Annotated in this window: 21 protein-coding genes and 1 pseudogene; 12 read left to right on the plus strand and 10 right to left on the minus strand. The window is 66.7% G+C overall.

Going from position 1 to position 26,408, the window contains the following annotated elements:
* Window positions 1–119: 119 nt before the first annotated feature.
* Entirely contained in the window at window positions 120–1,073 is a 954-nt protein-coding gene (locus CCZ28_RS16015) for a LysR family transcriptional regulator (RefSeq protein ID WP_140219550.1), read from the minus strand.
* A 286-nt stretch (window positions 1,074–1,359) separates the two neighbouring features.
* On the opposite strand from CCZ28_RS16015, the gene CCZ28_RS16020 reads away from it, so the two are divergent.
* Genes CCZ28_RS16020 through CCZ28_RS16035 form a run of 4 tightly spaced genes read left to right on the plus strand, consistent with a single transcriptional unit; the run spans window position 1,360 to window position 6,076 of the window.
* The gene (locus CCZ28_RS16020; protein WP_140221373.1) at window positions 1,360–2,823 is read left to right on the plus strand and encodes an efflux transporter outer membrane subunit; all 1,464 of its coding nucleotides are present in this window, start codon (window positions 1,360–1,362) and stop codon (window positions 2,821–2,823) included.
* Window positions 2,820–4,976: an FUSC family protein gene (locus tag CCZ28_RS16025; protein ID WP_140219552.1), complete on the plus strand. Its 2,157-nt coding sequence runs from the start codon at window positions 2,820–2,822 to the stop codon at window positions 4,974–4,976. The genes CCZ28_RS16020 and CCZ28_RS16025 overlap by 4 nt, the downstream gene beginning before the upstream one ends.
* Complete coding sequence (locus tag CCZ28_RS16030) at window positions 4,966–5,166, plus strand: DUF1656 domain-containing protein (protein ID WP_059228499.1); 201 nt, start codon at window positions 4,966–4,968, stop codon at window positions 5,164–5,166. Before CCZ28_RS16025 ends, CCZ28_RS16030 begins: the two co-directional genes overlap by 11 nt.
* 10 nt (window positions 5,167–5,176) lie before the next feature.
* Window positions 5,177–6,076 carry an efflux RND transporter periplasmic adaptor subunit gene (locus CCZ28_RS16035; protein ID WP_140219554.1) on the plus strand — a complete coding sequence of 300 codons (900 nt, stop codon included), beginning with the start codon at window positions 5,177–5,179 and terminating at the stop codon, window positions 6,074–6,076.
* A 299-nt stretch (window positions 6,077–6,375) separates the two neighbouring features.
* Here CCZ28_RS16035 and CCZ28_RS16040 read toward each other — a convergent pair whose 3' ends face one another.
* From CCZ28_RS16040 to CCZ28_RS16050, 3 genes are read right to left on the minus strand one after another with little or no spacing between them, the layout of a single operon-like run.
* Window positions 6,376–6,537 carry a DUF1328 domain-containing protein gene (locus tag CCZ28_RS16040; protein WP_007160206.1) on the minus strand — a complete coding sequence of 54 codons (162 nt, stop codon included), beginning with the start codon at window positions 6,535–6,537 and terminating at the stop codon, window positions 6,376–6,378.
* Window positions 6,538–6,566: 29 nt separating this feature from the next.
* Window positions 6,567–6,791, minus strand: a complete 225-nt coding sequence (locus CCZ28_RS16045) for a hypothetical protein (protein WP_205894593.1) — start codon at window positions 6,789–6,791, stop codon at window positions 6,567–6,569.
* A 10-nt stretch (window positions 6,792–6,801) separates the two neighbouring features.
* Entirely contained in the window at window positions 6,802–7,056 is a 255-nt protein-coding gene (locus CCZ28_RS16050; RefSeq protein ID WP_140219558.1) for a hypothetical protein, read from the minus strand.
* A gap of 440 nt (window positions 7,057–7,496) precedes the next feature.
* Between CCZ28_RS16050 and algB the strand changes: the two genes are divergently transcribed.
* Window positions 7,497–8,846 carry a sigma-54-dependent response regulator transcription factor AlgB gene (algB, locus tag CCZ28_RS16055; RefSeq protein ID WP_140219560.1) on the plus strand — a complete coding sequence of 450 codons (1,350 nt, stop codon included), beginning with the start codon at window positions 7,497–7,499 and terminating at the stop codon, window positions 8,844–8,846.
* Window positions 8,843–10,633: an ATP-binding protein gene (locus CCZ28_RS16060; RefSeq protein WP_140219562.1), complete on the plus strand. Its 1,791-nt coding sequence runs from the start codon at window positions 8,843–8,845 to the stop codon at window positions 10,631–10,633. Before algB ends, CCZ28_RS16060 begins: the two co-directional genes overlap by 4 nt.
* 117 nt (window positions 10,634–10,750) lie before the next feature.
* Here the strand turns inward: CCZ28_RS16060 and CCZ28_RS16065 are convergent, their stop codons facing one another.
* Genes CCZ28_RS16065 through CCZ28_RS16075 form a run of 3 tightly spaced genes read right to left on the minus strand, consistent with a single transcriptional unit; the run spans window position 10,751 to window position 14,041 of the window.
* Entirely contained in the window at window positions 10,751–12,223 is a 1,473-nt protein-coding gene (locus CCZ28_RS16065; RefSeq protein WP_140219565.1) for an FGGY family carbohydrate kinase, read from the minus strand.
* Between the two features lie 35 nt (window positions 12,224–12,258).
* A complete protein-coding gene (locus CCZ28_RS16070; RefSeq protein WP_140219567.1) occupies window positions 12,259–13,215 on the minus strand; it encodes a transketolase family protein in 957 nt (318 codons plus the stop codon).
* Window positions 13,205–14,041, minus strand: coding sequence for a transketolase (locus CCZ28_RS16075; protein ID WP_140219569.1), 837 nt, complete (start codon window positions 14,039–14,041; stop codon window positions 13,205–13,207). Before CCZ28_RS16075 ends, CCZ28_RS16070 begins: the two co-directional genes overlap by 11 nt.
* Window positions 14,042–14,379: 338 nt before the next feature.
* Between CCZ28_RS16075 and CCZ28_RS16080 the strand changes: the two genes are divergently transcribed.
* From CCZ28_RS16080 to CCZ28_RS16105, 6 genes are all read left to right on the plus strand, one after another.
* The gene (locus tag CCZ28_RS16080) at window positions 14,380–15,375 is read left to right on the plus strand and encodes an ABC transporter permease (RefSeq protein ID WP_140219571.1); all 996 of its coding nucleotides are present in this window, start codon (window positions 14,380–14,382) and stop codon (window positions 15,373–15,375) included.
* A 56-nt stretch (window positions 15,376–15,431) separates the two neighbouring features.
* A complete protein-coding gene (locus CCZ28_RS16085; RefSeq protein WP_058761804.1) occupies window positions 15,432–16,364 on the plus strand; it encodes a sugar ABC transporter substrate-binding protein in 933 nt (310 codons plus the stop codon).
* A 187-nt stretch (window positions 16,365–16,551) separates the two neighbouring features.
* The gene (locus tag CCZ28_RS16090) at window positions 16,552–18,057 is read left to right on the plus strand and encodes a sugar ABC transporter ATP-binding protein (protein ID WP_140219573.1); all 1,506 of its coding nucleotides are present in this window, start codon (window positions 16,552–16,554) and stop codon (window positions 18,055–18,057) included.
* A gap of 14 nt (window positions 18,058–18,071) precedes the next feature.
* The gene (locus CCZ28_RS16095) at window positions 18,072–18,836 is read left to right on the plus strand and encodes an SDR family oxidoreductase (RefSeq protein WP_140219575.1); all 765 of its coding nucleotides are present in this window, start codon (window positions 18,072–18,074) and stop codon (window positions 18,834–18,836) included.
* A gap of 185 nt (window positions 18,837–19,021) precedes the next feature.
* Complete coding sequence (locus CCZ28_RS16100; RefSeq protein WP_140219577.1) at window positions 19,022–19,822, plus strand: SDR family oxidoreductase; 801 nt, start codon at window positions 19,022–19,024, stop codon at window positions 19,820–19,822.
* Window positions 19,823–19,996: 174 nt separating this feature from the next.
* Window positions 19,997–20,947, plus strand: a complete 951-nt coding sequence (locus tag CCZ28_RS16105; protein ID WP_140219580.1) for a sugar-binding transcriptional regulator — start codon at window positions 19,997–19,999, stop codon at window positions 20,945–20,947.
* Between the two features lie 51 nt (window positions 20,948–20,998).
* On the opposite strand, the gene CCZ28_RS25145 is transcribed toward CCZ28_RS16105, so the two are convergent.
* From CCZ28_RS25145 to CCZ28_RS16115, 3 genes and pseudogenes are all read right to left on the minus strand, one after another.
* Window positions 20,999–21,871, minus strand: coding sequence for a methyl-accepting chemotaxis protein (locus CCZ28_RS25145; RefSeq protein WP_437179228.1), 873 nt, complete (start codon window positions 21,869–21,871; stop codon window positions 20,999–21,001).
* A pseudogene (locus CCZ28_RS25150) lies at window positions 21,857–22,639 on the minus strand (MCP four helix bundle domain-containing protein); the annotation flags it as partial. The gene CCZ28_RS25145 and the pseudogene CCZ28_RS25150, both read right to left, overlap by 15 nt.
* Window positions 22,640–22,726: 87 nt before the next feature.
* Complete coding sequence (locus tag CCZ28_RS16115; protein WP_140219584.1) at window positions 22,727–26,197, minus strand: acyl-[ACP]--phospholipid O-acyltransferase; 3,471 nt, start codon at window positions 26,195–26,197, stop codon at window positions 22,727–22,729.
* Window positions 26,198–26,408: the final 211 nt, after the last annotated feature.

Consider the following 26,408-nt stretch of genomic DNA (forward strand, 5'->3'; position numbering starts at 1 on the left):
GAGGAAGCCGTCCTGTCGCCCCCAAGACCGCGATACCGGGCGATATTTCAATAGCTTACTAACTATGGCCAGGCGCGGCGCGCCCGCTCTTCGAGCTTAGTCCAACCGCCCCGTCACGCTCAATGAGATTGTCCGGCGAGTTCACTGGCGGCACGTACCACGGCTTCATCCGCCTCCAGGGCGCCGGGGATCTGCTCGCGCAGGTAGGCGACCCAGGTCTTGATCTTGGCGTCCAGATACTGCCGCGAGGCATAGAGGGCATAGGCGTTCAGCCGCTGCAGGCGATAGGCCGGCAGCACCCGCACCAGGCTGCCGTCGCGCAGGCCGTCCACCGCGGAATAGAGCGGCAGCACGCCGATGCCGAGGCCTTGGCGCAGGGCCTCGGTCATGGCATCGCCGACGTTGACCTGGAAGGGGGTCTCACCGATGCGGAAGGTTTCCGCGCCGTTGGGACCTTCGAACTGCCAGCGGTCGAAGGGCACCACCGGACTGATGAACCTCAGGCAGGCGTGGTCGGCCAAATCCGCCGGCGTCCGCGGCTGGCCGTGCTCGCGCAGGTAGGCGGGCGAGGCACAGAGGATGCTGTAGGTCTGGCCGATCTGCTGGGACACGAAGCCGGAGTCGGGCAATTCCGCCGCCACCACGATGGCCAGGTCGAAGCCCTCTTCCAGCAGATCGGGGATGCGGTTGGCCATGGTCAGGTCGAAGCGCACCTCGGGGTGCAGGGTGCGATAGCCGGCGATGGCGCGGATCACGTAGTGCTGGCCGATACCGGTCATGCTGTGCACCCGCAAGCGGCCCTCGGGCCGGGCCTGGGCGTGGCCCGCCTCGGCTTCGGCTTCCTCGACGTAGGCGAGGATCTGCTCGCAACGCGCCAGGTAGCGCTGGCCGGCCTCGGTCAGGGCGATGCGTCTCGTGGTGCGGTGCAGCAATCGGGTGCGCAGGTGGGTTTCGAGATGGGCGACCGCGCGGGAGACGTGGGCGGTGGTGGTCTGCAGCATCTGGGCCGCGCTGGTGAAGCTACCGCTTTCCACCACGGCGACGAAGACGCGCATGTTGTGCAGAGTGTCCATGCCACCTCAGGGGTCTGGAAAACCGTCATTCTGCATATTATTTCACTATGTGAAACAAAGATTCGCGAGTTGGCGCGCTAATCGACTTCCCGGAAATTTTATATAATCGTTAGCATACTAACAGTACCGCTCGATGGCTATCCCGGCCTTGACGATACCCGCTCCAGTTCCCGCTCATTCCGCCGTCCCGCCCCACGCCGTCATTGGCGCGATATCCGGGGATGGCCCTGTTGCAAACGGACCCCAAGTGTCGCCTTCTCCCTGCAGAGGATGGCCTGCGTTGGCGGTGGTCGCTCTTGCGACCCTGCTGGCCGGGTGCATCAGTACCGGTCACAACGCGCCCCAGGCGCAACGCCTCGACGATCAGGCCCTGGCCACCGACGCCGCCATCCGCGACGCTGCGCACCAGGCCGCCTGGCCGGAGCGCCAGTGGTGGCGCGCCTATGGCGATGCGCAACTGGATGCCTGGATCGCCAGCGCCCTGGCGGACAATCCGCGCCTGGCCACGGCCGCCGCCCGGGTGCGGCGCGCCGAGTCCCTGGCCGGACTCGCCGAATCCCGCGAAGCCCTGCAGGTAGAGGGCAAGGGCGCCTTCAGGCGCTACAGCTGGCCCACCGACGGCTTCTACGGCCCCGGCGAACTGGCCGATCGCACCACCTGGAACAACAACGCCGAACTGGGGCTGAGCTATGCCCTGGACTTCTGGGGCCGCGAGCGCGATGCCAGTACCCAGGCCCTGGACCAGGCGCACCAGGCCGCCGCCGAGGTGCGCGCCGCCGAACTGGAGCTGACCGGCAACATCGTCCGCACCTACATCGGCTTCGCCCTGCACCACGACCAGCGCGACATCCTCGCCGCCACCCTGGAACAACAGCGCCAACTGGCCGAGCTGGCCCAGCGGCAACTGGATGGCGGCCTCGGCACCCAGTTCGAGGTCAGCCAGGCCCGTGCCCTGCTGCCCGAGACCGAGCGCCAGCTGGAAGCCCTGGACGAGACCCTGGCGCTGGATCGCAACCAGCTCGCCGCCCTGGCCGGCAAGGGCCCTGGCGCCGGGGCCAGCCTGCAGCGACCGCGGCTGACCCTGGGCGCGGCGCCGCGTCTGCCCAGCAGCCTGCCCCTGGAACTGGTCGGCAAGCGTCCCGACGTGGTGGCGCGCCGCTGGCAGATCGCTGCGGCGGCCAAGGGGGTGGACGTCGCCCGCGCCAGCTTCTATCCCAACATCGACCTGGTGGCCAACGTCGGCCAGTTCCTCACCCTGGGTCGGCTCAGCGAGATGCTCACCCACGCCAAGACCGGCTCCTTCATCGGCCCCGCCTTTTCCTTGCCGATCTATGACGGCGGCGCCCTGCGCGGTCGCCTCGGCGCGGAATCGGCGGCCTACGACATGGCGGTCAGCGCCTATAACCAGACCCTGGTGGACGCCCTCAAGGAGATTTCCGACGCCCTGATCAAGGCCGACTCGGCAGCCAAGCAGGCCACCCTTGCCGACCAGGCCAGCCAGGAGGCCCAGCGCACCTACGACATCGCCCGCGAGGCCTTTCGCCGCGGCCTGACCGACTACCTGCACGTGCTCGACGCCCAGACCCGGCTGTTCGCCCAGCAGCGTGTGACCGCCCAGGTGCACGCCCTACGCCTGGCCGCCCAGGCCGGCGCCCTGGTCGCCCTCGGTGGCGGTGCGGACCTCGAACGCGGCCCGACCGATAAAGCGCTGGTACCGGCGCGTGTCGCCGTCGAGCGGGCGGCCCGGTGAACGCCACCACCGCCACCGGCACGCCCCTCCGTCAGGCCCTGAGTGCCTGGGCGCGCAGCGATGGCAGCCTCTGGCTGTACCAGGTCAAGGTATTGCTCGCCGCCAGCCTGACCCTGTGGCTGGCCATGCGCCTGCAACTGCCGCACCCCAGCTCGGCGGTGATCACCGTCTTCATCGTCATGCAGCCGCAGAGCGGCCAGGTGCTGGCCAAGAGCTTCTACCGGGTCATGGGCACCCTGCTGGGGCTGGCGGTGATGCTGGTGCTGATCGCCCTGTTCGCCCAGGAACGGGTGCCCTTCCTGATCTTCCTGGCGCTGTGGATCGGCCTCTGCGTGGCGGGCTCGGCGCGCTATCGGGACTTTCGCAGCTATGCCTGCATGCTGGCCGGTTACACCGCCGCCCTGATCGGCATTCCCGCTGCCGTAAACGCCGATACCGCCTTCATGTCGGCGGTGATGCGGGTGCTGGCCATCACCCTGGGGGTGCTCTGCAGCGGCGCGGTGAGCGCGGCGGTGTTTCCACAGACCAGCGCCACGGCCATGCGCCTGACGCTCTATCGGCGCATGGGGGTCTTCTCCGGCCTCGCCGCCGACGTCCTGCGCGGCCGCCTCGATCGCGCCAGCCTGGAAGCCGCTGGGGTCCGCCTGGCCGCCGAGGCGGTGGGGTTGGAAAGCCTGCGCAGCGCCTCGGCCTTCGAAGATCCGCACATGCGCATGCGCAGCGGCCGCCTGGCGCGGCTCAACGCCGAATTCATGGCCCTGACCACTCGCCTGCACGCCCTGAGTCGCCTGCTGATGCGCCTGCGCGAGCGCGAAGCCCAGGTGCCGCTGGCGGCGCTCGAGCGGCTCTGGGCACCGCTGCTCGACCTCTTCGAGGAATGGCGCGGCCAGTCCCTCACTGATCGTGCCGCCCCTGCCGCCGCCGCGCGCCTGGAAGCCCTGCACCAGGGCCTGCGACCGCGCATTCGGGCCCTGCGTGCCGAGCTGCCACTGCTGAGCGACGTCGACCGGCGGGATTTCGAGACCGCCGTGGAGCTGCTCTTCCGCCTCACCGGCGAATGGCACGACTACCTGCAGACCCACGCCTCCCTGGCCGCCGCGCGGCACAGTCGCGAGCAGTGGAAGCCGCGCTTCGTGGCCAAGGCCAATGCCCTGGGCGCGGCGGTCACCGGTGTGCGCAGCGCCTTCCTGGTCCTGGTGCTGGGCGCCTTCTGGATCGCCAGCGCCTATCCCAGTGGCGGCATGCTGGCGCTCAACGCCGCCGCCGTCTCGGCGCTGGCCTCGGCCTCGCCCGATCCCAAGCGCACCGCCATGCAGATGGCCGTCGGTGCCAGCGGCGGCGTGCTGGTGGGCTTCTTCCTGACCTTCTTCGTCTTTCCCTGGATCGCCGGCCTGCCGCTGCTGCTGCTGACCCTGGCACCAGTGTTCATGCTCGGTACCTGGATCTCCCTGCGGCCGGGCTGGATGGGCTACGGGCTGGGCTGCCTGGTGTTCTTCTGCTTCACCTCGATCCCCGACAACCCCCCGGTCTACAACGCCTACGCCTTCATCAACAACGGCATCGCCGTGGTGCTGTCGATGGTGATCACCGCAGCGGTCTCGGCGGTGCTGCTGCCGCCCAATAGCCCCTGGCTGTGGCGCCGCCTGGAACGCGATCTGCGCCAACAGCTGGTGCGGGCGGTGAGTGCACCCCTGCCGCACCTGGCGCCGGCCTTCGAAGGCCAGACCCGCGACCTGCTGAACCAGGCCTATGGCGTCAGCGCCGGCCAGGGCGACGCCCAGCGGCGGCTGATCGGCTGGGCCTTCTGCGTGCTGGAGATCGGCCATGCGGTCATCGAGTTGCGCGAGTTGCAGGCGCGCCTGCCCTGGGTGTCGCACTATGCCGAGAGCAGCGCCTGGCGCCAGACCATCCGTGTGGTCGGCCGCGCCCTGGTACGCCTGTTCCTCAAGCCCAGTGCGGAGAATCTGAGGCGCGCCCTGGCAGCGGTGGACGCCGCCCTGGCCGCCGTGGCGGCAGTGACCGAGTCGCCGGAGTTGCCCTATGACGAATCGCCCCTGCGTCAGGTGCAAAGCGACCTGCATTTCATCCGCAGCGCCCTGCTCGATCCCCAGGGACCGCTGGCCCGTTACCTCGAGATCTCCCATGCCACGTGAAATCGCCTTCCATGGCCTCTACCTGCCCACCGTGACGGTGCTGTTCCTGGTCGCCGCCCTGCTCGCCTGGGCGCTGGACCGGCTGCTCGCCGCCGTGGGCCTCTATCGCCTCGTCTGGCATCCGGCGCTGCTGCGCCTGGCCCTGTTCACCTGCCTCTACTGCGCCCTGGCGCTGTGCGTCTATCGCTAGGATTCCTGCCATGATTCTCAAGAAACTCTTCGGCGTGCTCTTTACTCTGCTGGTGGTCTGCCTGGCCCTGATCCTCGGCCGGCTGCTGTGGGTGCACTACATGAACGACCCCTGGACCCGCGATGGCCGGGTGCGCGCCGAAGTCATCACCATCGCCCCCGATGTCGCCGGCCTAGTGACCAACGTCGCCGTCCGCGACAACCAGTGGGTCAACAAAGGTGACCTACTGCTGCAGATCGATCCCGAGCACTACGAGATCGCCGTGCAGCAGGCCGAAGCCACGGTCGCCGCGCGCAAGGCCACCCTGGCCATGCGCCAGCAGAACGCCCGCCGCCGCGCCGACATCGATAGCCTGGTGGTCTCCCGCGAGAATCGCGAAGACGCCAGCGCCGCTGCCCTGGCCGCCGAGGCGGATCTACGTCAGGCCCAGGCCCAACTGGAATCGGCCCGGTTGAATCTCAAGCGCACCCGGGTACTGGCCCCGGTCGACGGCTACGTCACTAACCTCTCGGTGTTCAAGGGTGACTACGCCGCCGCAGGCGCGCCGAAGCTCGCCGTCATCGATGCCCATTCGTTCTGGGTCTATGGCTACTTCGAAGAGACCAAGCTGCCCCATGTGCAGGTGGGCGCGGCGGCCGAGATGCGCCTGATGAGCGGCCAGGTATTGCACGGCCATGTGGAAAGCATCGCCCGCGGCATCTACGACCGGGACAACCCCCAGAGTCGCGAACTCACCGCCGATGTGAACCCCACCTTCAATTGGGTACGGCTCGCCCAGCGGGTACCGGTACGCATCGCCCTCGACCCGGTGCCGGACGGCGTATTGCTCGCCGCCGGTACCACCTGCACCGTGGTGCTGGAAGATGCCCGCGGCGAGCGCTCCTGGTGGGATGCCTTCTGGCAGGGCTGAAATCCCGGCCCGGAAACGACGACACCCCTGACGTCGGCAGCCTTCGCCAAATGGCGAAATCCGTCGAATTCAGGGGTGTTGTCGTTTCCAGCCCAGTCCGCCGCGAGTGCGAAAGTACTCCCTGTACTCTTGGAACCCTCCCGCTACTGCAGAGCGTCCCGACCTTGTGGCCCTTGCGTCTCGTTGTGCGAGACGACTTCGAGGGTGTCATTGAATCGGCTTAAAGCTGCAATCCGATGACAGAGCCTCAACTGCCGGTCGTCACAACTGGCAGTCCGTTCCTACTCATGGAGCTGGCGTCAGGGACGCCGACGACCCATGAAGAACGACACCACGAACAGCACCAGGAACAGCACGAACAGGATCTTGGCGATACTGGTGGCAGTACCCGCGATACCACCGAAGCCCAGGACGCCGGCGATGATGGCAATGATCAGGAAAGTGATAGCCCAGCTCAGCATGGTGTTTCTCCTATGTATTACAAGTGCACTCAGCGGACGACAGCACCTGTCCAGCGAGCATTGGTTTTATTAGCGAAATCCTGGGTGCCCAGACTCGCCATCCGTGGTTCCACATCAATCAGATCAAGATCGACACCGTTGAGGTTGTGCGTCTGATTCAGGGCACGACCCATCACCAGAGCGCTGAGCAACATCCCGACACTGACGACCGCAGCTGCGACGAACAACGAAATCACCAGCAGCATCCACACCATGGCCATCGCCTCAGAACACCCAACGGGTTTGCTTCACCAGACGGTCACCTTTGGACTGTGCGGGGATGGCCTTGAGTTCCCCAGCACCTTGGCTAGCCAAGGGCTTGATTGCCGGCACCATGGCCTGAGCAGCAATGCGAGTAGAGGCGATGAGTGCCTGTTCGCGGCTGACGTCCTGCCCCTGGGGAGCGGCGACGGCGGCGCTGGCGAAGCAAGCGAAGAGCGCAGTACCTACCAAGTGCTTGCGAAGGGTCTGGCTGATCATCGGGTCTCTCCTGCATTCCATTGGCCCTAAAGGCCGCTTGCCAAGGAGATTGCAGACTGCGTGCCAGCTTTTTTGAAAGTATTTTTTCCTTAAAAATCAATAAGTTATTGTTTTCACCCAAGGCCTTCGCACATGCACCTTGCAAGGTGCAACGTCCAGAGCATTGCGTTTTGCATGATGGCCCGGCAGCAAAAAGGTGGCTTTTGCTAAGGATCATCCGCAGCAGGCTTGGCAAACTAACCCCCACCGTGACCCGCTTTACCTTTTGAAAGCGTTTTGAGCGATTTCCAAGCCTAAGGATTGCGATTTGCAAGATGCTGCCGAAGAGCTATCCCATGGGCTTCCTATCCTGCGGATTGCAACTTGCACGATGTATGATGGACTAATTGCCAGCTCTGTCTTTTAGCGTGTTTCGGCCTGCGGGCCTGGAGTCCTCCTTCATGGAACAAACCAGCGGTCGCATCCTGCTCGTGGACGACGAAGCCGCCATCCTGCGTACCTTTCGTTTCTGTCTGGAAGATGCCGGCTACAGCGTCGCCACGGCCAACAGCGCGGCCCAGGCCGAGGCCCTGCTCTTGCGGCAGGTCTACGACCTCTGCTTCCTCGATCTACGCCTGGGTGCGGACAACGGCCTGGACGTGCTGCAGCAGATGCGCATCCAGGCACCCTGGATGCGGGTGGTGATCGTCACCGCCCACTCGGCCATCGACACCGCAGTGGATGCCATGCAAGCCGGCGCCGCCGACTATCTGGTGAAACCCTGCAGCCCGGATCAGCTGCGCATGGCGGCGGCCAAGCAATTGGAATTCCGCCAGCTCTCCGCCCGCCTGGAAGCCCTCGAAGGCGAGGTGCGCCAGTCCAGCGCTGGTCTCGATTCGCGCAGCCCGGCGATGATGAGCATCCTGGAAACCGCCCGGCAGGTCGCCACCACCGACGCCAACGTGCTAATCCTCGGCGAGTCCGGGTCCGGCAAGGGTGAGCTGGCCCGTGCCATCCATGCCTGGAGCCGGCGCGCCAAGAAGACCTTCGTCACCATCAACTGTCCGTCGCTCTCCGCCGATCTGATGGAAAGCGAGATGTTCGGCCATACCCGTGGCGCCTTCACCGGCGCCAGCGAGAGCACCCTCGGCCGGGTCAGCCAGGCCGATGGCGGCACCCTCTTCCTCGACGAGATCGGCGACTTCCCCCTGGCGCTGCAGCCCAAGTTGCTGCGTTTCATCCAGGACAAGGAATACGAGCGGGTCGGCGATCCGGTGACCCGTCGCGCCGACGTGCGCATCCTCGCCGCCACCAACCGCAACCTGGAACAGATGGTGGCGGAAAACGAATTCCGCGAAGACCTGCTCTATCGCCTCAACGTCATCGTGCTCACCCTGCCGCCGCTGCGCGAGCGCAAGGAAGACATCGTCGATCTCGCCGAGCGTTTCCTCGCCCGCTTCGTCAAGGACTACAACAGACCCGCCCATGGCTTCAGCGAGGCGGCGCTGGAGGCCCTGCGCAACTATGGCTGGCCGGGCAACGTCCGCGAGTTGCGCAACGTCATCGAACGGGCGAGCATCATCTGCGGCCAGGACCTGGTGGACGTCAACCACCTGGGTCTGGGCGACGGCCCCGCCACCGGCAGCGCCGCCAGTGCGCCGCGGGTCGGCGAGGCCTTGAGTCTGGAAGCCCTGGAGCGGGCCCACATCGCCGCGGTGATGGCGACCAGCGAGACCCTCGACCAGGCCGCCAAGACCCTGGGCATCGATGCTTCGACGCTGTATCGGAAACGTAAGCAGTACGGGCTATGAAACTGCCGATCAAGCTGCACACCCGTCTCTTCCTCAGTATCTCCGCCCTGATCGCCGTAGCCCTCATCGGGCTGCTGGTGGGCCTGGTCAGCGTGCTGCACCTGGCCCGCGAGCAGAGCGTGCAGACGCGCAGCAACCTGGACTTCATCAACCTGACGCTGAACATGCGTCAGGAGTTGAGCAACAGCCTGTTCCAGATGCTCGATGGCGCGCCGGATCCCAAGGCCCTGACGGCCGCTCAGCAACGCTTCGAGCAGTACCTGCAACTGGTCCAGGGCGAGATGCGCAAGCCCGAACAGCGCGCGGTGCTGGAAGACGTCAAGCAGCGTTACGAGCGCTTCGCCGAGTACCTGCGCTCACCCAACACCAACTACGCCCAGTTGCGCGCCGATCCAGGGTTCCAGCAGACGCTCAACGAATTGCGCAACCGCATCTACGACCTCCAGAGAAGTTACGTGGTGACCCTGGAGCGCATGCAGGAGGAGGCCCACGACCGGGCGGTGATCATCGCCCTGCTGCTGGCCATGATCGGCGTGGCCATCCTGGTCACCGGGGTGGTGACGGCCAACGGTATCGCCAAGCGCTTCACCGGTCCCATCGACGGCCTGGCCAAGGCCGCCGAACGCATTAGCCAGGGCAATTTCGACGTCCAGCTGCCCACCTCGCAGATCGCCGAATTCACCCTGCTCAGCCGCCGCTTCGGCAACATGGCCCAGGCCCTGCACCGCCTCAGCCAGACCAACGTCGAGGCTCTGGTGGCCGGCCAGCGGCGCCTACAGGCGGTGCTCGACAGCATCGACTACGGCCTGGTGATCCTCGACCCCCAGGGCAACATCGAACATGCCAACCCGGTAGCCTGCCGCCAGCTCGGCTGGAACGAGAATCACCTGGGCGAATCCCTGATCGCTGCCTTGGAGCGTCCGGAGATCGAGGCCAGCGTGCAGCGGGTACTGGCCGGCGGTGCCCTGGATGCCGCCCCCGAAGACCTGGAGATCCGCGTCGACGACGAGGTGCGGCTACTGGCCTGGAGCCTGACCCCGGTGAACCACGCCGATGGTCGCAGCGTCGGCGCGCTCATGGTGTTGCGCGACGTCACCGAGCAGCGCGCCTTCGACCGGGTGCGCAACGAATTCGTCCTGCGCGCCTCCCACGAATTGCGCACCCCGGTCACCGGCATGCACATGGCCTTCGGCTTGCTACGCGAGCGGCTCAAGGTGGCGCCGGAATCGCGCGAGGCCTACTTGCTGCAGACGGTGGACGAGGAAACCCATCGCCTGGTACAGCTGATCAACGACCTGCTGGACTATTCCCGTCACCAGAGTGGTCTGCAGCGTCCGGAAAAGCTGCCGAGCGAGATCGGCGACCTGCTCGAAGAAGCCCGTGCCCGCCATGCCGACGAGGCCCGCGAGCGCGATGTCGAATTGAGCGTGGAGTTGCTGCACACGCCGCTGCCGCGCGTCAGCCTGGACCCCAAGCAATTGTCGCGAGTGTTCGACAACCTGCTGAGCAACGCCCTGCGCCACACTCCGGCAGGCGGGCGGATCGTCATCCAGGCGCTACGCCAGAACGATCAGCTGCTGATGGCGGTGCAGGACAACGGCGAAGGCATCGCCTATGCCCAGCAGGGTCGGGTGTTCGAACCCTTCGTGCAGATCGGCAGCCAGAAAGGCGGCGCCGGCCTGGGCCTGGCGCTGTGCAAGGAAATCATCCGCCAGCACGGGGGCCGCATCGGCGTGGTGTCGCGCCCTGGCCAAGGGACGCAGATCTTCATGACCTTGCCGACCTGAGTCAGGCCATACAGGGCTGCCGTAGGTTGGGTTGAGCGCAGCGAAGCCCAACGGGGCCTCAGCGTTTGCCAGCGTTGGGCTTCGACGATAGAGCCGTCTCAACCCAACCTACGATCTTTACAGCAGCGTGCGCGCCAGCGCCTGGCGCCAGCCGGCGTACAACTCGGGCACGGCATTGGCGCGCGGCTCGTACCGGCGCCGTGGGCGTTCCAGATCGCCCAGCGCCGCGGCGTCCTGCCACCAGCCCAGGGCATGGCCGGCCAGATGGGCGGCGCCCAGCGCCGAGACCTCCGGCGACAGGCTGCAGATCACCGGGCGCTGCAAGAGATCGGCCTGGAATTGCAGCAGCCATTCGTTGCGCGTCGCCCCACCATCCACCCAGAGTTCGTCCAGGGGCGTCGGGCTGTCCTGCTGCATGGCGTCGAAGACGTCGCGGATCTGGTAGGCGATGGCTTCCAGGGCCGCGCGCATCAGGTGCGCCCGGCCGCACTTCTCGCTGAGACCGCAGAACAGCCCCCGCGCCTCGGCCCGCCAGTGCGGCGCGCCGAGCCCACCCAGCGCCGGGACGAAGTAGACGCCGCCATTGTCCGGCAGCGCCGCGGCTTCGGCGGCCAGGGCATCCAGGTTGCCCTCGCCGCCCAGCAGCCGCGCCGTCCAGCCCACCGCGGCCCCGGTGTGGACGATATTGCCTTCCAGGGCAAAGGTCGGGGTGTCACCCAGGCGCCAGGCCAGGGTGGTGGCCAGGCCGTGGGCCGAGACCACCGGCGCGGCGATGGGGGTCATCAGCGAGGAACCGGTGCCCAGGGTGGCCTTGACCTTGCCGGGAACGAAGCCACCCTGGCCGAACAGCGCCGCATGGGAGTCGCCGATCATCGCCAGGATCGGCAGGCCACCCGGCAGCGGGCCCTGGGCCCGGGTCTCGCCTAAGCAGCCGGCACTGGGCCGGATCTCCGGTAACGCCGCGCGCGGAATTCCGAACAGGGCCAGCAACTGCGGATCCCAGTCGCCGCCGCGCAGGTCGAGCAACTGGGTGCGGGCGGCATTGGCCGCGTCGATGAGGAAGCTGGCGCCACCGCTGAGTTGCCAGAGCAGCCAGCTGTCGACGGTACCCAGGCAGATTTCCCCCGCCGCGGCGCGGGCTGTTCCATCGGGAATCTGGTCGAGCAGCCAGCGCCACTTGCCGGCGGAAAACATCGGGTCCAGTGCCAGGCCGCTACGCTGGAGGATCAGCTCGCCATGGCCAGCGGCCTGCAAGGCCTCGCACTGGGGTTGGGATCTCTTGCACTGCCAACTCACCAAGGGGCCGAGCAACTGGCCGCTGACGCGCTCCCAGGCCAGGGCGGATTCGCGCTGGTTACTGATGGCGACCGCGGCCAGGGGCGCAGCCACCTGGGCCAGGCAATCGCCGATGGCGCCCTGCAGGGCCTGCCAGATGGCCAGGGGGTCCTGCTCGGCATAGCCGGCTTGCGGATGCTGGACGCTGAGCGGCCGGGAACCGCGGGCCACGACCCGACCGGCGCGATCCACCAGGATCGCCTTGGCATTGGTGGTGCCCTCGTCGAGGGCGAGGATCAGCGGCTCGGCGGCCATGGCAGCTCCTTGTTATTGTTCCGCGACCACTCGGCTCAGCGCAGGCGCTGAACCGCAGCGACGATACCAGCGGCATCGATGCCGTGCTTGGCGCGAGTCGGCCCGCGGGCCCCGGCGGAGGCGTATTCACCGTCGGCGATGCCCAGGCGGATCAGCGGAATCCCCAGGGCGGCCTCGGCCATCACCTCGGCCACCAGGCTGCCCACGCCGCCGTTGGCATTGTGCTCTTCCACCGTGACCACGCCACCGCGGGCGGCGCAGAGGGCCTCCAGCAGTACCTCGCGCTGCAGGGGGCGGATCGACGACAGATTGATCACCTGGGCGCTGACACCCTGCTCGGCCAGCTGCCGGGCGGCGTCCACCGCTTCATGGACCACCGAACCCAGGGCCACCAGGCTGACGTCATGGCCCTGGCGCAGCACATCGACCTGGCCGGGCACGAAGCGATAGTCGGGACCGTGCAGGTCGGGCAGCGCCTTGCCGTCCAGGCGGATATAGACCGGGCCGTCGTGGGCCAGGGCGTGCTCGACGATCTGCCGGCACTCGGCGCCATCGGCCGGGGCGTAGATCTGCACATGGCCGAAGCCACGCATCACGGCGATGTCGTCGAGGCTGTGGTGGGTGCTGGCCAGCGGGCCATAGCTGGCGCCGGCGTTGAGGCCGAACATCTTGACGTTAGACCTGTTGTAGCAGACGTCCACCTTGACCTGCTCATTGGCGCGGGAGATCAGGAAGGGCGCGGCGTTGCAGGTCACCGCCACCTTGCCGGCGAGGCCCAGGCCGGCGGCCACCCCGACCAGGGTCTGCTCGGCGATGCCGACGTTGACCAGGCGCTCGGGAAAGCGTTTGACGAAGGGACCGATCTTGGCCGTGGAGGTGGAATCGCTCACCACCGGCACCAGGTCGACGCCGGCGTCCACCGCGGCGATGAAGGCCTCGACCATGACGCTGGCGAGATGGGCTTCGCCCGGGGTCTGGGTATCAGTGGCCATGGTCGAGCTCCTCCAGTGCAGCGGCGATCTCGTCGCCCTTGGGCACCCGGTGGTGCCATTCGGGTTTGCCCTCGATGAAGGAAACCCCCTTGCCTTTCACGGTGTTGGCGATCAGCACCTGGGGCTGGCCGCGGTGTTCGCGCAGCGCTTCCAGGGTCTCCACCAGCTGCGCCACGTCGTTGCCGTCGCACTCGACCACATGGAAGCCGAAGGCGCGCCATTTCTCGGCCAGGGGCTCCAGCGGTAGGATCTCGGCGGTGGGGCCGGCCAGTTGCAGGCGGTTGTGGTCGACGATCACCGTCAGATTGTCCAGCCGGTACTTGGCGGCGGTCAGCGCCGACTCCCAGTTGGAGCCCTCGCCCAGTTCGCCATCGCCGGTCAGCACATAGACGCGGCGCGGACTGCCGTCGCGCTGGGCAGCCAGGGCGATGCCGGTGGCCACCGGCAGGCCATGGCCGAGAGCGCCGGTGTTGAGCTCGATGCCCGGGGTCTTCTGCCGCACCGGATGGCCCGGCAGGTGGGAGTCGAAGTGCTGGTAGGTGTCGAGCCATTCCGGCGGGAAGTAGCCGGCTTCGGCCAGGCAGCAGTACAGCCCGCCCACGCCATGGCCCTTGCTCTGGATGTAGATGTCGCGCTGGGGATCGGCGAGGCGCTGCGGGGCGACGTCGAGCAGGCGGAAGTAGAGGGTGGCGAGGATGTCGGTTTCCGACAGGTCCGCCCCGGTATGGCCGCCTGCCGGGGAGGCGGCGTTGAGCTGAATGACGCGCCGGCGGATCAGCCGGGCCTTTTCGCGAATCTGCGCGACGTCGTACTGGAACGGATTCATCAGGCGGTCCCCCTCGGGTATCCGAAGCTCCGGTGGTGCAGACGCCTGCCGAGGTTTCAGTGGGCGTCTTATGAATATTTATTCGTCACTGAAAATATATTTATCATTTAGACCTCAATCCGGAAGGCCGTCAATAGGTGAAAATGACGTGCACGGTTTCGCTAACAGGCGGGAATGCTTGTCTGGCTATGGGTTTGCTGACTGGTAGGCATTCGAAAGCGCAGTAATGAAAAGGCGCTTGACTTCCATCGGGAACAGGCAGAGTCTGAATTAAAAATCAGGCACGCATAAATATTCAAGCGAGCCACACACAAGAACAACAACCTCAGGAGAAGCTCGTGGACGCCAAAGCCCCGACCGCCTCGCCGCCCGCCAAGCCCCTTACCCGCCTAGCCCTGCGCCTGCCGCGCAACGTCGGTGGCCCGCTGATCGGCTTGGCGCTGCTGATCGCCGTGTTCTCCTTCGCCTCGGAGTATTTCTTCTCCGTGCGCAACGCCCTCAATATCCTCGATCAGGTGACCGTGCTCGGCATCCTGGCCATCGGCATGACCCTGGTGATCGTCATCGGCGGCATCGATCTGTCGGTGGGCTCGGTGCTGGCCTTTTCCATGATGCTGCTGGGCTGGCTCTACCAGGACATCGGCTGGCCCCTGGGCCTGGCGATCCCGGCCGCCATCCTCGGCGGCATGGCCTGCGGCCTGGTCTCGGGCCTGTTGATCGCCCGGGCGCGACTCCCCGCCTTCATCGCCACCCTGACCATGATGTCGGTGGCCCGCGGCCTGGCCAACATCCTCACCGATGGCCGCCAGATCGTCGGCTTCCCGGACTGGTTCACCAGCCTGGCCACGGTGCGGCACTTCGGCTTCCTGTCGGTCACCGTCGGGCTGTTCCTGCTGATGCTGCTGGTGGCCTGGGTCTTCCTGCGCTTCCGCGCCGGCGGTCGCAACCTCTATGCCATGGGCGGTAGCGCCGAGGTGGCACGGCTGTCGGGCATCAAGGTACGCACCATCACCCTCTGGATCTACGCCCTGAGCGGCGCCCTGGCGGGCCTCGCCGCCGTGGCCATGGCGGCGCGCCTGGATTCGTCCCAGCCCAGCGCCGGCCTGTCCCTGGAGCTGGACGCCATCGCCGCGGTGGTGATCGGCGGCGCCAGCCTCAGCGGTGGCGTCGGCAGCGTCGGCGGCACCCTGGTGGGCGTACTCATCATTGGCGTGCTGCGCAACGGCCTGAACCTGCTGGGGGTCTCGCCCTTCGTGCAGCAGGTGATCATCGGCATCGTCATCGCCCTGGCCGTCACCCTGGATACCCTGCGCCGCCGTAACGGGCAGCGCTGAGCCAGACCCGTTTTGCTTCGTCACCGCAGTACAACAATAACAATGGAGTGCCATTCATGCTGACCCCCAAGAAGCTGTTGCTCAGTACCCTGTTCGCCGCCATGACCTGTGCTGGCGCGCTCAATGCCCAGGCCAAGGAACTCACCGTGGGCCTGGCGGTGGCCAACCTGCAGGCCGATTTCTTCAACCAGATCAAACAGGCCGTCGAGGCCGAGGGCAAGGCCAAGGGTGTCAAGGTGATCACCGTGGATGCCCAGGGCAACTCGGCGACCCAGGTCAACCAGATCCAGGACCTGATCACCCGCCAGGTCGACGCCATTATCTATATCCCGGCCGGCGCCACCGCCGCTGGCGTACCGGTAAAGGCCGCCAAGGCGGCCGGCATCCCCGTGGTGGCCGTGGACCGCAACGCCCCCGATGCGCCCGGTGACACCTTCATCGCCAGTGACAGCGTGGCCGCCGCCCGTACCCTGGCCGAATACGTCGGCAAGGTCACCGGGGGCAAGGGCCGCGTCGCCATTCTCCAGGGCCAGATCGGCACCACCCCGGAAATGGATCGCGCCAAGGGCTTCGCCGAAGGCCTGGCCAAGTTTCCCGAGCTGAAGGTGGTGGCCGAACAGCCCGCCGAGTGGGCGCAGGACAAGGGCTTCGCCGTGGCCCAGGACATGCTCCAGCGCGATCCCAATATCACCGTCTTCTTCGGCCGTGCCGACGCCATGGCCTTGGGCGCCGCTCAGGCGGTCAAGGTGGCCAACCTCGATCATCCGGTGACCATCGTCGGCTTCGACGGTGACGTGGCCGGTCTCAAGGCCGTGGCCGCCGGCACCCTGGCCGCCACCATGACCCAGCAGACGCGCAAGATGGGCCGTATGGCCCTGGATTCGGCCATCGAGCTGAAGGAAGGCAAGCAGTTGCCCAAGGAGCAGCTGCAGGAGGCGATCCTGACCACCAAGGACAACGTCGCCCCCTTCATCGAGAACCATCCGTAACCACGATCTGCTGCGCGTCGGCCAACCGGCGTCGACCCCCTCTTCGGACTGCTCATTTACCACTCGTAAACTCCGCGTCCTCAGACGGGTTCAACGCCGGTTGGCTCTAGCTCGCGAGATCGTGTCGGCTCCTGCACCCGGTGCTTCCCCTGCGGAGGCACCACGCCTGATTCCCCTCGGAGGCCCCATGTCCGCCGTCATGCCCCTGGAACAGCCCACCGCCCTCAGCCTGAGAAACATCGGCAAGAAATACGCCGGTATCGAGGTGCTGGCCGGGGTGGACGTCGATATCCAGCCCGGTGAGGTCCTGGCCCTGCTCGGCGAGAACGGTGCCGGTAAGTCCACCCTGTCGTCCATCATCGCCGGCCTGGTACCGCCCGAGGCGGGAGGCCGCATGACCTGGCAGGGCCGGGACTACGCGCCGGATTCTCCCGGCGCCGCCCTGGCCGCTGGCATCGGCCTGATCCACCAGGAGATCCGCCTGCTGCCGGAATTGACCATCGCCGAAAACATGTTCGTCGGCCGCCTGCCCATGCGCGGCGGCCGCATCGACCGCACCTTCATGGAGACCGAGGCCCAGCGCCAGCTGGATCGCCTCGGCCTCAAGGTTCCGGCCACGCGCACCGTGGCCGGCCTCAGCGTGGCGGCCCAGCAGTTGGTGGAGATCGCCAAGGCGCTGACCCTCAAGGCGCGCCTGCTGATCCTCGACGAGCCCACCGCGGCCCTGGGTGGCGAGGAAACCGAGTTGCTGTTCGCCCAGGTCGAGCGACTCAAGGCCGAGGGCGTTTCCTTCATCTACATCAGCCATCGCCTGGAAGAGATCGCCCGCATCGCCGACCGGGTACTGGTCTTGCGCGACGGCCGCCAGATCGCCCTGCACGCCACCGCCCAGGTGCCGGTACGGCAACTGGTGGAAGAGATGGTCGGGCGCAGCGTGGAGCGCATCTTCCCGACCCTGGCCGCACCTGCCGCTCGCGAGGTGCTCAAGGTCAAGAATCTTAGCTGCCGCGAGATGCCGCTCAAGCACATCGATTTCAGCGTGCGCGCCGGCGAGGTGTTCGGCGTGGCCGGGGTGGTCGGCGCCGGGCGTACCGAGTTGGTCCGCGCCATCGCCGGCGCCGCCGAGCAGGTCACCGGCGAATTGCTGCTGGAAGGCCAGGCCTGTCGCTTCGCCAGTCCCTACGATGCTATCCACGCCGGCATCGTCTTGGTGCCCGAGGATCGCAAGCAGCAGGGCGTGGTGGTCGACCATGCCATCGAGGAAAACCTCATCTATGGCAACACCGACCTGCTGTCCGCCGGCGGCTGGGTTTCCCCCGGCGGCCTGCGCGCCTTCGCCCGCAAGGCGGTGGCGCGCCTCGGCGTGAAGGGCCAACCGGAACAGGCCATCGCCGCGCTGTCCGGCGGCAACCAGCAAAAGGTGATCATCGCCAAGTGGCTGGCGCGCAATCCCAAGGTCTTCATCCTCGACGAGCCCACCCGCGGCATCGACGTCGGCGCCCGCGCCGCCATCTACCAGGTGATCGCCGAACTGGCGGCCACCGGCATGGCGGTGATCGTGGTCAGCTCGGACCTCGACGAGGTACTCGGCCTGTCGCATCGGGTCATGGTGATGAGCCGTGGCCAGCAGATGGGCATCCTGGAACGTGAACAGGCCACTCCGGTGGCCGTGATGGAATTGGCTACCGCCTGACTAGGAGTTCTCTCATGCGTCTCTTCGATCTCGGCGGCCAGACCGCCTTCGTCACCGGTGCCGGCAGCGGCATCGGCCAGGCCATCGCCGTCGGACTCGCCGAAGCCGGCGCCGACGTCGCCTGCTTCGACCTGCCCGGCAGCCGCGACCTGGCCGGCACCGTCGCGCGCATCCAGGCCCACGGCCGGCGCGCCCTGGCCCTGGAAGGCTCGGTGACCAGTGCCGACGACCTGGCCACCGCGGTGGCCCGTACCGAGGCCGAACTCGGCCCGCTGAGCCTGGCGGTCAACAGCGCCGGCATCGCCAACGCCCAGCCCGCCGAGGAGCTGGAACTGGAGCGGTGGCAGCGCATGCTCGACATCAACCTCACCGGGGTGATGCTCAGTTGCCAGGCCCAGGCGCGGGTCATGCTGCCGCGCGGCAAGGGTACCATCGTCAATATCGCTTCCATGTCCGGCAGCATCGTCAACCGCGGCCTCCTGCAGGCCCACTACAACACCTCCAAGGCCGGGGTCATCCACCTGACCAAGAGCCTGGCTATGGAATGGGCCGAGCGCGGCATCCGGGTCAACTGCATCAGCCCCGGCTACACCGCCACGCCCATGAATACCCGCCCCGAGGTGGCCGAGCAGGTGAAGATCTTCGAGCAGACCACCCCGCTGGGCCGCATGGCCGAGGTGGAGGAGATGGTCGGCCCGGCGATCTTCCTGTGCAGCCCAGCGGCGTCCTTCTGCACCGGCGTCGATCTGATCGTGGATGGCGGTTTCGTCTGCTGGTAACACCTTTCACGATCTGCTGCGCGTCGGCCAAACGGCGTTGAAAAGACCCTGGGTCGCCAGCCCGGTCGGAATGCTCATTTACCACTCGTAAACTTGAGCGCAAGCCCGGTCCGCGTCCTCAGGTCTTTTCGCCTAGTTTGGCTCTAGCTCGCGAGATCGTCGCCTATAGCCCTAGGAGGTTTCACGTGGAACGTCGCTTCGCAGGTCAAACCGTGGTCATCACCGGCGGCTGCCGGGGCATAGGCGAGGGAATCGCCGAGCGTTTCGGCCGCGAGGGCGCCAATCTGGTGCTGGTGTCCAATGCCGAGCGGGTGCACGAGACCGCCGCCCGGCTGGCCGTCGACACCGGTGCCGACATCCTGCCGCTGGTGGTGGATATCACCGACGAGGCAGCGGTGGCCGATCTCTATGCCCAGGCCGAGGCGCGCTTCGGCAGCGTCGACGTCTCGGTGCAGAACGCCGGCATCATCACCATCGACGCCTTCGATCGCATGCCACGGGAAGACTTCGACCGCATCCTGCAGGTCAACACCACCGGCGTCTGGCTATGCTGCCGCGAGGCGGCCAAGCGCATGGTCGCCGCCGGTCGCGGTGGGCGGCTAATCAACACCAGCTCCGGCCAGGGTCGCCAGGGCTTCATCTACACGCCGCACTACGCGGCGAGCAAGATGGGCGTCATCGGCATCACCCAGAGCCTGGCCCACGAACTGGCGCGCCACGGCATCACCGTCAACGCCTTCTGCCCGGGCATCATCGAAAGCGAGATGTGGGACTACAACGACCGGGTCTGGGGCGAGATCCTCTCCACCCCCGAGAAGCGCTATGGCCAGGGCGAACTGATGGCCGAGTGGGTCGGCAACATCCCCATGAAACGCGCCGGCACCCCGGCCGACGTCGCCGGTCTGGTGGCCTTTCTGGCTTCGGCGGACGCGGCCTATATCACCGGCCAGGCGATCAATGTGGACGGTGGCCTGATCATGTCCTGATCGGCACCCTGAGGACGCCGCCGCAAAAGCCTTGGCGTCCAGCCGGGGGGTGAGAGAAAATAGCGGGAAAATGCGCCTTTCTAACGGGTAAGTGCCTGCTTTTCAGTGGTTCGTCATGGCCAGGCCGGCCCGGCGACCCAGGGCGCAACCTATCCGCCGGTACCAGGAATCTGGATGAGTACTCTCGAAGAACAACGCCTGCTGACCAAGATCGCCTCTCTCTACTACGAAGAGGGACTCAAGCAGTCGCAGATCTCCGAACAGCTCGACCTGTCGCAATCCTTCGTCAGCCGCGCCCTGAGCCGCGCCCTCAAGGAAGGCATCGTCCGCATCTCGGTGCAGCGACCCCGCAACTTCCACCTGGAACTGGAGCGCCAGTTGCAGCAGCGTTACGGCATCCGTCAGGCCATCGTGGTGGAGCCCACCGGCGATGACGAAGAAGCCATCAAGCAAGCCATCGGCTCGGCCGCCGCCCATTACCTGGAAACCAGCGTCACCGAGCGCGACCACATCGGCATCTCCTCCTGGAGCTCCACCATCCGCGCCATGGTCGGCCACATGCACCGTGGCAGCAGCCGCCAAGGCGCGACGGAAGTGGTGCAGCTGCTTGGCGGGGTCGGTAACAAGGGCGCCTTCGAGGCCACCCTGCTCACCCAGCAACTGGCCGACCTGCTCGACTGCCCGGCCTATCTGCTGCCCTCGCAAAGCATCGAGCAATCGCCGGAGAGTCGTCAGCGCATCCTGCAGCTGGACGAGGTCCGCGAGGTCACCGAACGCTTCGCCCGGCTGACCGTGGCCCTGGTCGGCATCGGCGAGCTGGAACCCTCGCAACTCTTGCGCAACAGCGGCAACTACCACGGCGAAGCCATGCTCGAGGTGCTTGCTGCCCGTGGCGCGGTGGGCGACATCTGCCTGAGGTACTTCGACGCCCAGGGTCGCCCGGTGCTGGACGAGAGCGAAGAGACCGTGGTCTCGGTGGACCTGCCGCAACTGCTCAAGATCGACCGCGTCGTCGGTCTCGCCGGCGGCCTGCGCAAGGTCAACGCCATCCGCGGTGCCCTGCAGGGCGGTTACCTGGATGTGCTGGTGATCGACCTGCGCACGGCGCTGGCGCTAGTGCCCTGAGCGTAATGCGCGCCTGATTTTCTCTGCGCCCCCCTGCCTCCCGGACTCGCCTCACAGCCGGAATTGCCGCACCGCGCCATTCAGATCCCCGGCGAGGCGCGCCAGGTCGTTGCTGGCGGCGGCGGTCTGCTCGGCGCCCGCGGCGTTTTGGGTGGACAGGTCACGGATACTGGTGAGGTTGCGATCCACCTCGCGCGCCACCTGGGCTTGTTCCTCGGTGGCGGCGGAGATACTGAGATTACGCTCGGTGATCTGCACGATGTTGCGACCGATCTCGACCAGGGCTTCGCCCGCCGCGGTGGCGACCTCCAGGCAGGTGCCGGCCTGTTGGTTGCTGGTGGCCATGGCGTCCACCGCCTTGCCCGCGCCGTGCTGGATGGCACCGATCATCTCTTCGATCTCGCCGGTGGACTGCTGGGTCCGCGCCGCCAGTGCCCGCACTTCATCGGCGACCACGGCGAAACCGCGCCCCGCCTCGCCCGCGCGGGCGGCTTCGATGGCGGCGTTGAGCGCCAGCAGGTTGGTCTGTTCGGCGACGCCACGAATCACGTCGAGTACGCCGCTGATGCGCTCGACCTGGCCAGCCAGGCCGTCGATCTCGGCGCCACTGGTGGCCACCGCGGCGTGCAGCGCATGGATGGTCTGCAGGGTCTCCTCGACGCGCCGCTGGCCGACGTCGGCGGAGGTACGGGAATCCTGGGCGGCGGCACTGGCGGCGGCGGCATTGCGCGCCACCTCTTCCACCGCGGCGGTCATCTGGTTGACCGCCGTGGCGGCCTGGGCCAGCTCGTCGTTCTGCCGCTGGATGCCGCGCAGTCCCACCTCGGTCACCGTCGACACCTCCTCGGAGGTAGCGGCCAGGGTGGTGGAGGACAAATTCAGCCGCTCCAGGGTGCCACGCAGGTTGTCCTGCATCCGGGCCATGGCGGCCAACAGACGACCGGGCTCGTCACGACCGTCCTGCTCCACCGGGCGGCTGAGATCGTTGGCGGCGATGCGCTCGGCTACCGCCAGCGCCTTGTCCAGCGGACCGGTGAGGCTGCGAGTGAAGCGCCAGGCCAACAGCAGGGTACCGGCCAGGGCTGCCAGCATCACTGCCACGGTGATGGTGATGGCGGTGCGATAGCTGTCCGTGGAATCCGCGGCCAGGCGCTGGACCTTGCCGTCGACCAGCCCAGTCAGTTCCGTGACCGTGGCACTCAGGGCATTGCCACTGCGCGCCATCTCGCCGTCCTGGCCGGTGAGCTTGAGCAACTCGGCGTCGTTCTGGTCATCCAGCGCCTTCAGATAGCGGTTCTGGTTGTTCAGGTAGGTGGCCAGCTGCGCCGTCATCCGGGCGTAGACCTCGCGCCCCTGGTCGGTGATCAGCAGCGTCTCGAATTGGCGCACATGCTTTTCCAAGGTCGCCTTGGTCGCCTCGATGCCCTGATGCACCGCCTGGGTCTCGGCGTTGGAGGTGGCCAGCATCAAGCCCTGGTTCTGCATGCGCAGGTTCAGCAGATCGGCGCGAATCTCGCCGATGGTCTGCACGCTTGGGATCACGTTGCTGATGATCTGCTCTTCGCTGTCCTTGATCACGCGATTCTGGCCAAGGGAAAACAGACCGAGGCCGATCACCAGCAAGGCGAAGAAACCGAAGGCCACCAGGGCGCGCGGAGCGATGTTGAGGGAGCGTAGCTTCACCGGGGACACCTCGAAAAGATGGATAGCCCCCTCATGATCGGCAGGACCGCGTCAGGCTTTAGCGCTCTTCCGACGACAGTCCTGCGATCTATCGCCTCAGCTAGACACTTCCTCTGCCAGCCGCTCCTGCGCCAGGCGTTTCGCTCCAGCCACGTCGGCCTTGCCGGTGCCCAGTTTCGGTAGCGCCTCCACCGCCAGCCAGGCCGAGGGCAACAGCAGCCCACCCACCCCCTGGGCCAGCAGCGTCTTCTCCACCGCCGCGCCGTCCAGCTCGCCGGTGTGCAGCACCACGATGCGCTCGCCCTTCTTGGCATCCGGCAGATTGACCGCCAGCAACTCGATCTCCGGATCAGCGATCGCCCGCGCCAGGGCCTGCTCCACGGCACCCAGGCTGACCATCTCGCCGCCGATCTTGGCGAAGCGCGAATAGCGGTCGACGATGGTGAGGAAACCGTCTTCGTCCAGACGCCCCTGGTCGCCGGTCACGTACCAGCGTTCGCCGTCGATGTCGCGGATGGCCTTGGCGGTGCGCTCGGGATCGTTCAGATAGCCTTGCATCAGCTGCGGTCCACCGATCAGCACCATGCCGGCCTCACCGGTGGGCAGTTCGACGAAGCTTTGTGGATCGACGATCTTGAAGCCGGTCCCCGGCAATGGCATGCCCACGGTGCCCAGCTTGCCGCCGCGCTGCACCTGCAGGTAGTTGATGTCCAGGGCATCCGGCAGGTTGACCGAGGCCACCGGCGCGGTCTCGGTGGCACCATAGCCCTCGTAGATGTCCTGGTTGAACTTGAGCTTGAAGGCCTCGCGCACCGCCGGGTCCAGGCGCTCGGCACCGGCCACCACGATGCGCAGGCTTTCCAGCATCAGCGGATGCACCTTGGTGTTGCGCACGAATAGCCGCAGGAAGGTCGAGGTGCCGCAGAGCACCGTGGCGCGATGGGTGGCCACCGCCTTGGCGATGCCGGCCACGTCGGTGGGATCGGCCTGACACACCACCGGCAGCCCCTCGATCAGCGGCAGGAACTGGGTGACGGTGAGGCCGAAGGCGTGGAACAGCGGCAACGAGGCCATGAAGACGTCGTCGTCCTGGGTGTTGAGCACGTCCGAAGTCTGCTTGAGGTTGGCCATGATGTTGCGATGGCTGAGCATCACCCCCTTGGGCGTGCCCTCGCTGCCACTGGAGAACAGGATGGCGGCGGTGGCCTCGGGATCGTGGGCGCGACTCACCAGCACCTGCAGCATGGCGGTGGGCAACAGCCGCACCGCCAGCCAGTTGGCGATCAGCTCGGCCTTGCCGATGCCGGCGCGCAGGCTTTCCAGGTCGACGATCTCACGCCCGGCCAGCAGTTCGTCCACCGGCAGGCCGCGTTTGCGCAAGCGCTCGAGAAAGCGGGTGGAGGTGTAGACGGTGCGAATGCCGGCCTGGTCCAGTCCGGACCTCAGGGCCTCTGGGCTGGCGGTGTAGTTGAGATTGACCAGCGTCTTGCCGGCCAACAACACCGCCATGTTGGCCAGCATGCCACCGCTGCTGGTGGGCAGCAGCAGGCCGAGGTTGGCCTCGGGCTGCTTGCGCATCCGCCGCGCCAGGCAGGCCGCGCCGGTGAGTGCCTGGGCAGCCTTGAGCGGCGCGCCCAGGTCATCCACCAGGGCCAGGCCACCGGGCCGCCGCTTGACGCTGGCGACCCAGGCATCGGCCAGGGACGGCAGGCTCTGCATGTAGCGTTCCCAGGAGCGGATCGACAGCTCGAAGATGCGGCGCTTGAGCACGTCGGCCGGGGTGTCCTTGGCCAGCGGCTTGCCGAAGGCCACCACCACCTCGCGGTGCAGCGGACTGTCGCGCAGCTCCTTGAGCTTGCTGGAAGAACGGGAGAACTGGCTGCCCCAGAGACCGCGTAGGTAGAAGGGCACGATCTGCACCTCCGGGCCAACCAATTGGCAGGCCTTCTCGTAGCCCCGGCGGAATTCACCGAGTTGCCCGGTGCGGCTGATCGCGCCTTCCGGGAACAGGCAGACCACCTCGCCGGCCGTCAGCAAGGCGGCGACCTGCTCCAGCGCCGCACCCGCCCCGCTGCCCTGGGCGATGGGCAGGCAGCCCATCGCCTTGAGGAAGGGTTTCAGATACCAGCGCTCATAGATCGACCTGAGCATCACGAAGCGCACCGGCCGCGGGCTGGCGATCTGCACCATGGCCCAGTCCACCCAACTGATGTGGTTGCCCAGCAGCAGCACCCCACCCTGGGCCGGCAGGTTCTGCAGCCCCTGCACCTGGAGCCGGTAGTGCCGGGTCACCATCAGTCCGAGCAGGAAGCGCACCAGGCTCTGCGGCAGTTTCCACACCGTATAGGCGCCGCCCACCAGCGCCACCGTGGCGATCAGCAAGAGCAGCCAGCGGCTGTCCAGGCCGAGCAGGGCGATCACCGCGGTGAGCACCAGGAAGCCCAGCATGGCCACGTTCTGCACCCAGTTGTTGGCGGCCAGCACCGTACCGAGCTGGTCCTCGCGGGCGTTGAACTGGATCAGCGCGTTGAGCGGCACGATGAACAGGCCACCCATCAGGCCGATGAAGATGAAGTTGAGCGCGTGCAGCCAGGCCGAGTTGGGCGCCGGCAGCCACCAGAGGCCCAGGGCAATACCCAGGGCGCCCACCGGGATCAGCCCGGTCTCGATACGCCCGCGCGAAGCCCGGCTGGCCAAGGCCGAGCCAAGGGCGATGCCGATCCCGGCGCAGGCCAGGATGCCCTGCAGCACCAGCACGTTGTCGATGCCCAGGTGATCCTTGGCGTAGGCCGGAAAGCTCGCCAAGAGCACCTGGCCCACCGACCAGAACACCGCGAGGCCAATGATCGACAGCCGGATCACCGGATTCTCGCCGATCACCGCCAGGTTGCGCCGGGCACTGCGCAGGCGCAGATAAGCGTGCCAGTCGAAAGGGACCTGCGGCCTGGGCTCTTCGAGGACCGGCAGGCGATAGAGCAGCGCCACCTCGGCCAGGCTGCACAGCACCAGCAGCCAACCCAGCGGGGCGATGTCCTGCAGGATGGCGTGGGGCGTGGCCTGGCCCTCGCCCAGGTGCAACTGGAAGAAGGCGGTGAAGACCACCGTACCGGCGAGGATGGCGATGATGGAGTTGGCCTGCACCAGGCCGTTGCCCTCGGCCAGCCGCTGCTTGCCGAACAGCGCCTTGATGTAGCCGTACTTGGCCGGCGAGTAGAAGGTCGCCTGTACCGCCAGCAGCAGCGTCATGGCGAAGGCCAGCTCGAACAGCCCGGCATAGTAGGCCAGGGTGATGCCCAGGGTGATGCCCACCGTCGCCCAGCCCCCGAGGCGCAGCACCTTGACCTTGGCGAAGCGGTCGGCCACATGGCCGGAGGGGCTGAACAGCAGGATGAAGGGCAACAGCATCATGCCGTTAACCAGGGCGGTCAGCACCACCTGGGTGGAGCCGTCGTAGACCTTGAACACCGTGTTCTGGATGACGATCTTGTGGCCGAGATCGACGAAGGCGTTGAGAAACACGGCGATCAGATAGGGCCAGGCCCCTTTGATCCGGTGCAGCTTATCCATGCGAGATCCTTCCGAGCAGGGGATTTCTTAGCCTGAGTGAGACGCCCTGGCAGCGCAAGCTGGCACCATTGGTCATCAAATATGTAAATCAGGACTATACAAGCGCGCGAAAGCGCGTATGGTGTGGGCACTGCTACTGCAATAGTTACTCGATACCTGCTTGATGTTGCTTCATTTTCATCTCCTGGCTCGTCTCACTCTCGCATTACAG

The sequence above is a fragment of the Pseudomonas oryzihabitans genome, from assembly GCF_006384975.1.
Lineage (GTDB): Bacteria > Pseudomonadota > Gammaproteobacteria > Pseudomonadales > Pseudomonadaceae > Chryseomonas > Chryseomonas psychrotolerans_B.

Bases quoted from the DNA above. Each gene is read 5' to 3' on its own strand.
- CCZ28_RS16045 (WP_205894593.1), bottom strand. From the start codon at position 6,791: ATGGTGTGGATGCTGCTGGTGATTTCGTTGTTCGTCGCAGCTGCGGTC.
- CCZ28_RS16040 (WP_007160206.1), bottom strand. From the start codon at position 6,537: ATGCTGAGCTGGGCTATCACTTTCCTGATCATTGCCATCATCGCCGGC.
- CCZ28_RS16030 (WP_059228499.1), top strand. From the start codon at position 4,966: ATGCCACGTGAAATCGCCTTCCATGGCCTCTACCTGCCCACCGTGACG.
- CCZ28_RS16035 (WP_140219554.1), top strand. From the start codon at position 5,177: ATGATTCTCAAGAAACTCTTCGGCGTGCTCTTTACTCTGCTGGTGGTC.
- CCZ28_RS16090 (WP_140219573.1), top strand. From the start codon at position 16,552: ATGTCCGCCGTCATGCCCCTGGAACAGCCCACCGCCCTCAGCCTGAGA.
- CCZ28_RS16015 (WP_140219550.1), bottom strand. From the start codon at position 1,073: ATGGACACTCTGCACAACATGCGCGTCTTCGTCGCCGTGGTGGAAAGC.
- CCZ28_RS25145 (WP_437179228.1), bottom strand. From the start codon at position 21,871: ATGGCCCGGATGCAGGACAACCTGCGTGGCACCCTGGAGCGGCTGAAT.
- CCZ28_RS16060 (WP_140219562.1), top strand. From the start codon at position 8,843: ATGAAACTGCCGATCAAGCTGCACACCCGTCTCTTCCTCAGTATCTCC.
- CCZ28_RS16105 (WP_140219580.1), top strand. From the start codon at position 19,997: ATGAGTACTCTCGAAGAACAACGCCTGCTGACCAAGATCGCCTCTCTC.
- CCZ28_RS16085 (WP_058761804.1), top strand. From the start codon at position 15,432: ATGCTGACCCCCAAGAAGCTGTTGCTCAGTACCCTGTTCGCCGCCATG.
- CCZ28_RS16115 (WP_140219584.1), bottom strand. From the start codon at position 26,197: ATGGATAAGCTGCACCGGATCAAAGGGGCCTGGCCCTATCTGATCGCC.
- CCZ28_RS16075 (WP_140219569.1), bottom strand. From the start codon at position 14,041: ATGAATCCGTTCCAGTACGACGTCGCGCAGATTCGCGAAAAGGCCCGG.
- CCZ28_RS16050 (WP_140219558.1), bottom strand. From the start codon at position 7,056: ATGATCAGCCAGACCCTTCGCAAGCACTTGGTAGGTACTGCGCTCTTC.
- CCZ28_RS16095 (WP_140219575.1), top strand. From the start codon at position 18,072: ATGCGTCTCTTCGATCTCGGCGGCCAGACCGCCTTCGTCACCGGTGCC.
- CCZ28_RS16065 (WP_140219565.1), bottom strand. From the start codon at position 12,223: ATGGCCGCCGAGCCGCTGATCCTCGCCCTCGACGAGGGCACCACCAAT.
- algB (WP_140219560.1), top strand. From the start codon at position 7,497: ATGGAACAAACCAGCGGTCGCATCCTGCTCGTGGACGACGAAGCCGCC.
- CCZ28_RS16070 (WP_140219567.1), bottom strand. From the start codon at position 13,215: ATGGCCACTGATACCCAGACCCCGGGCGAAGCCCATCTCGCCAGCGTC.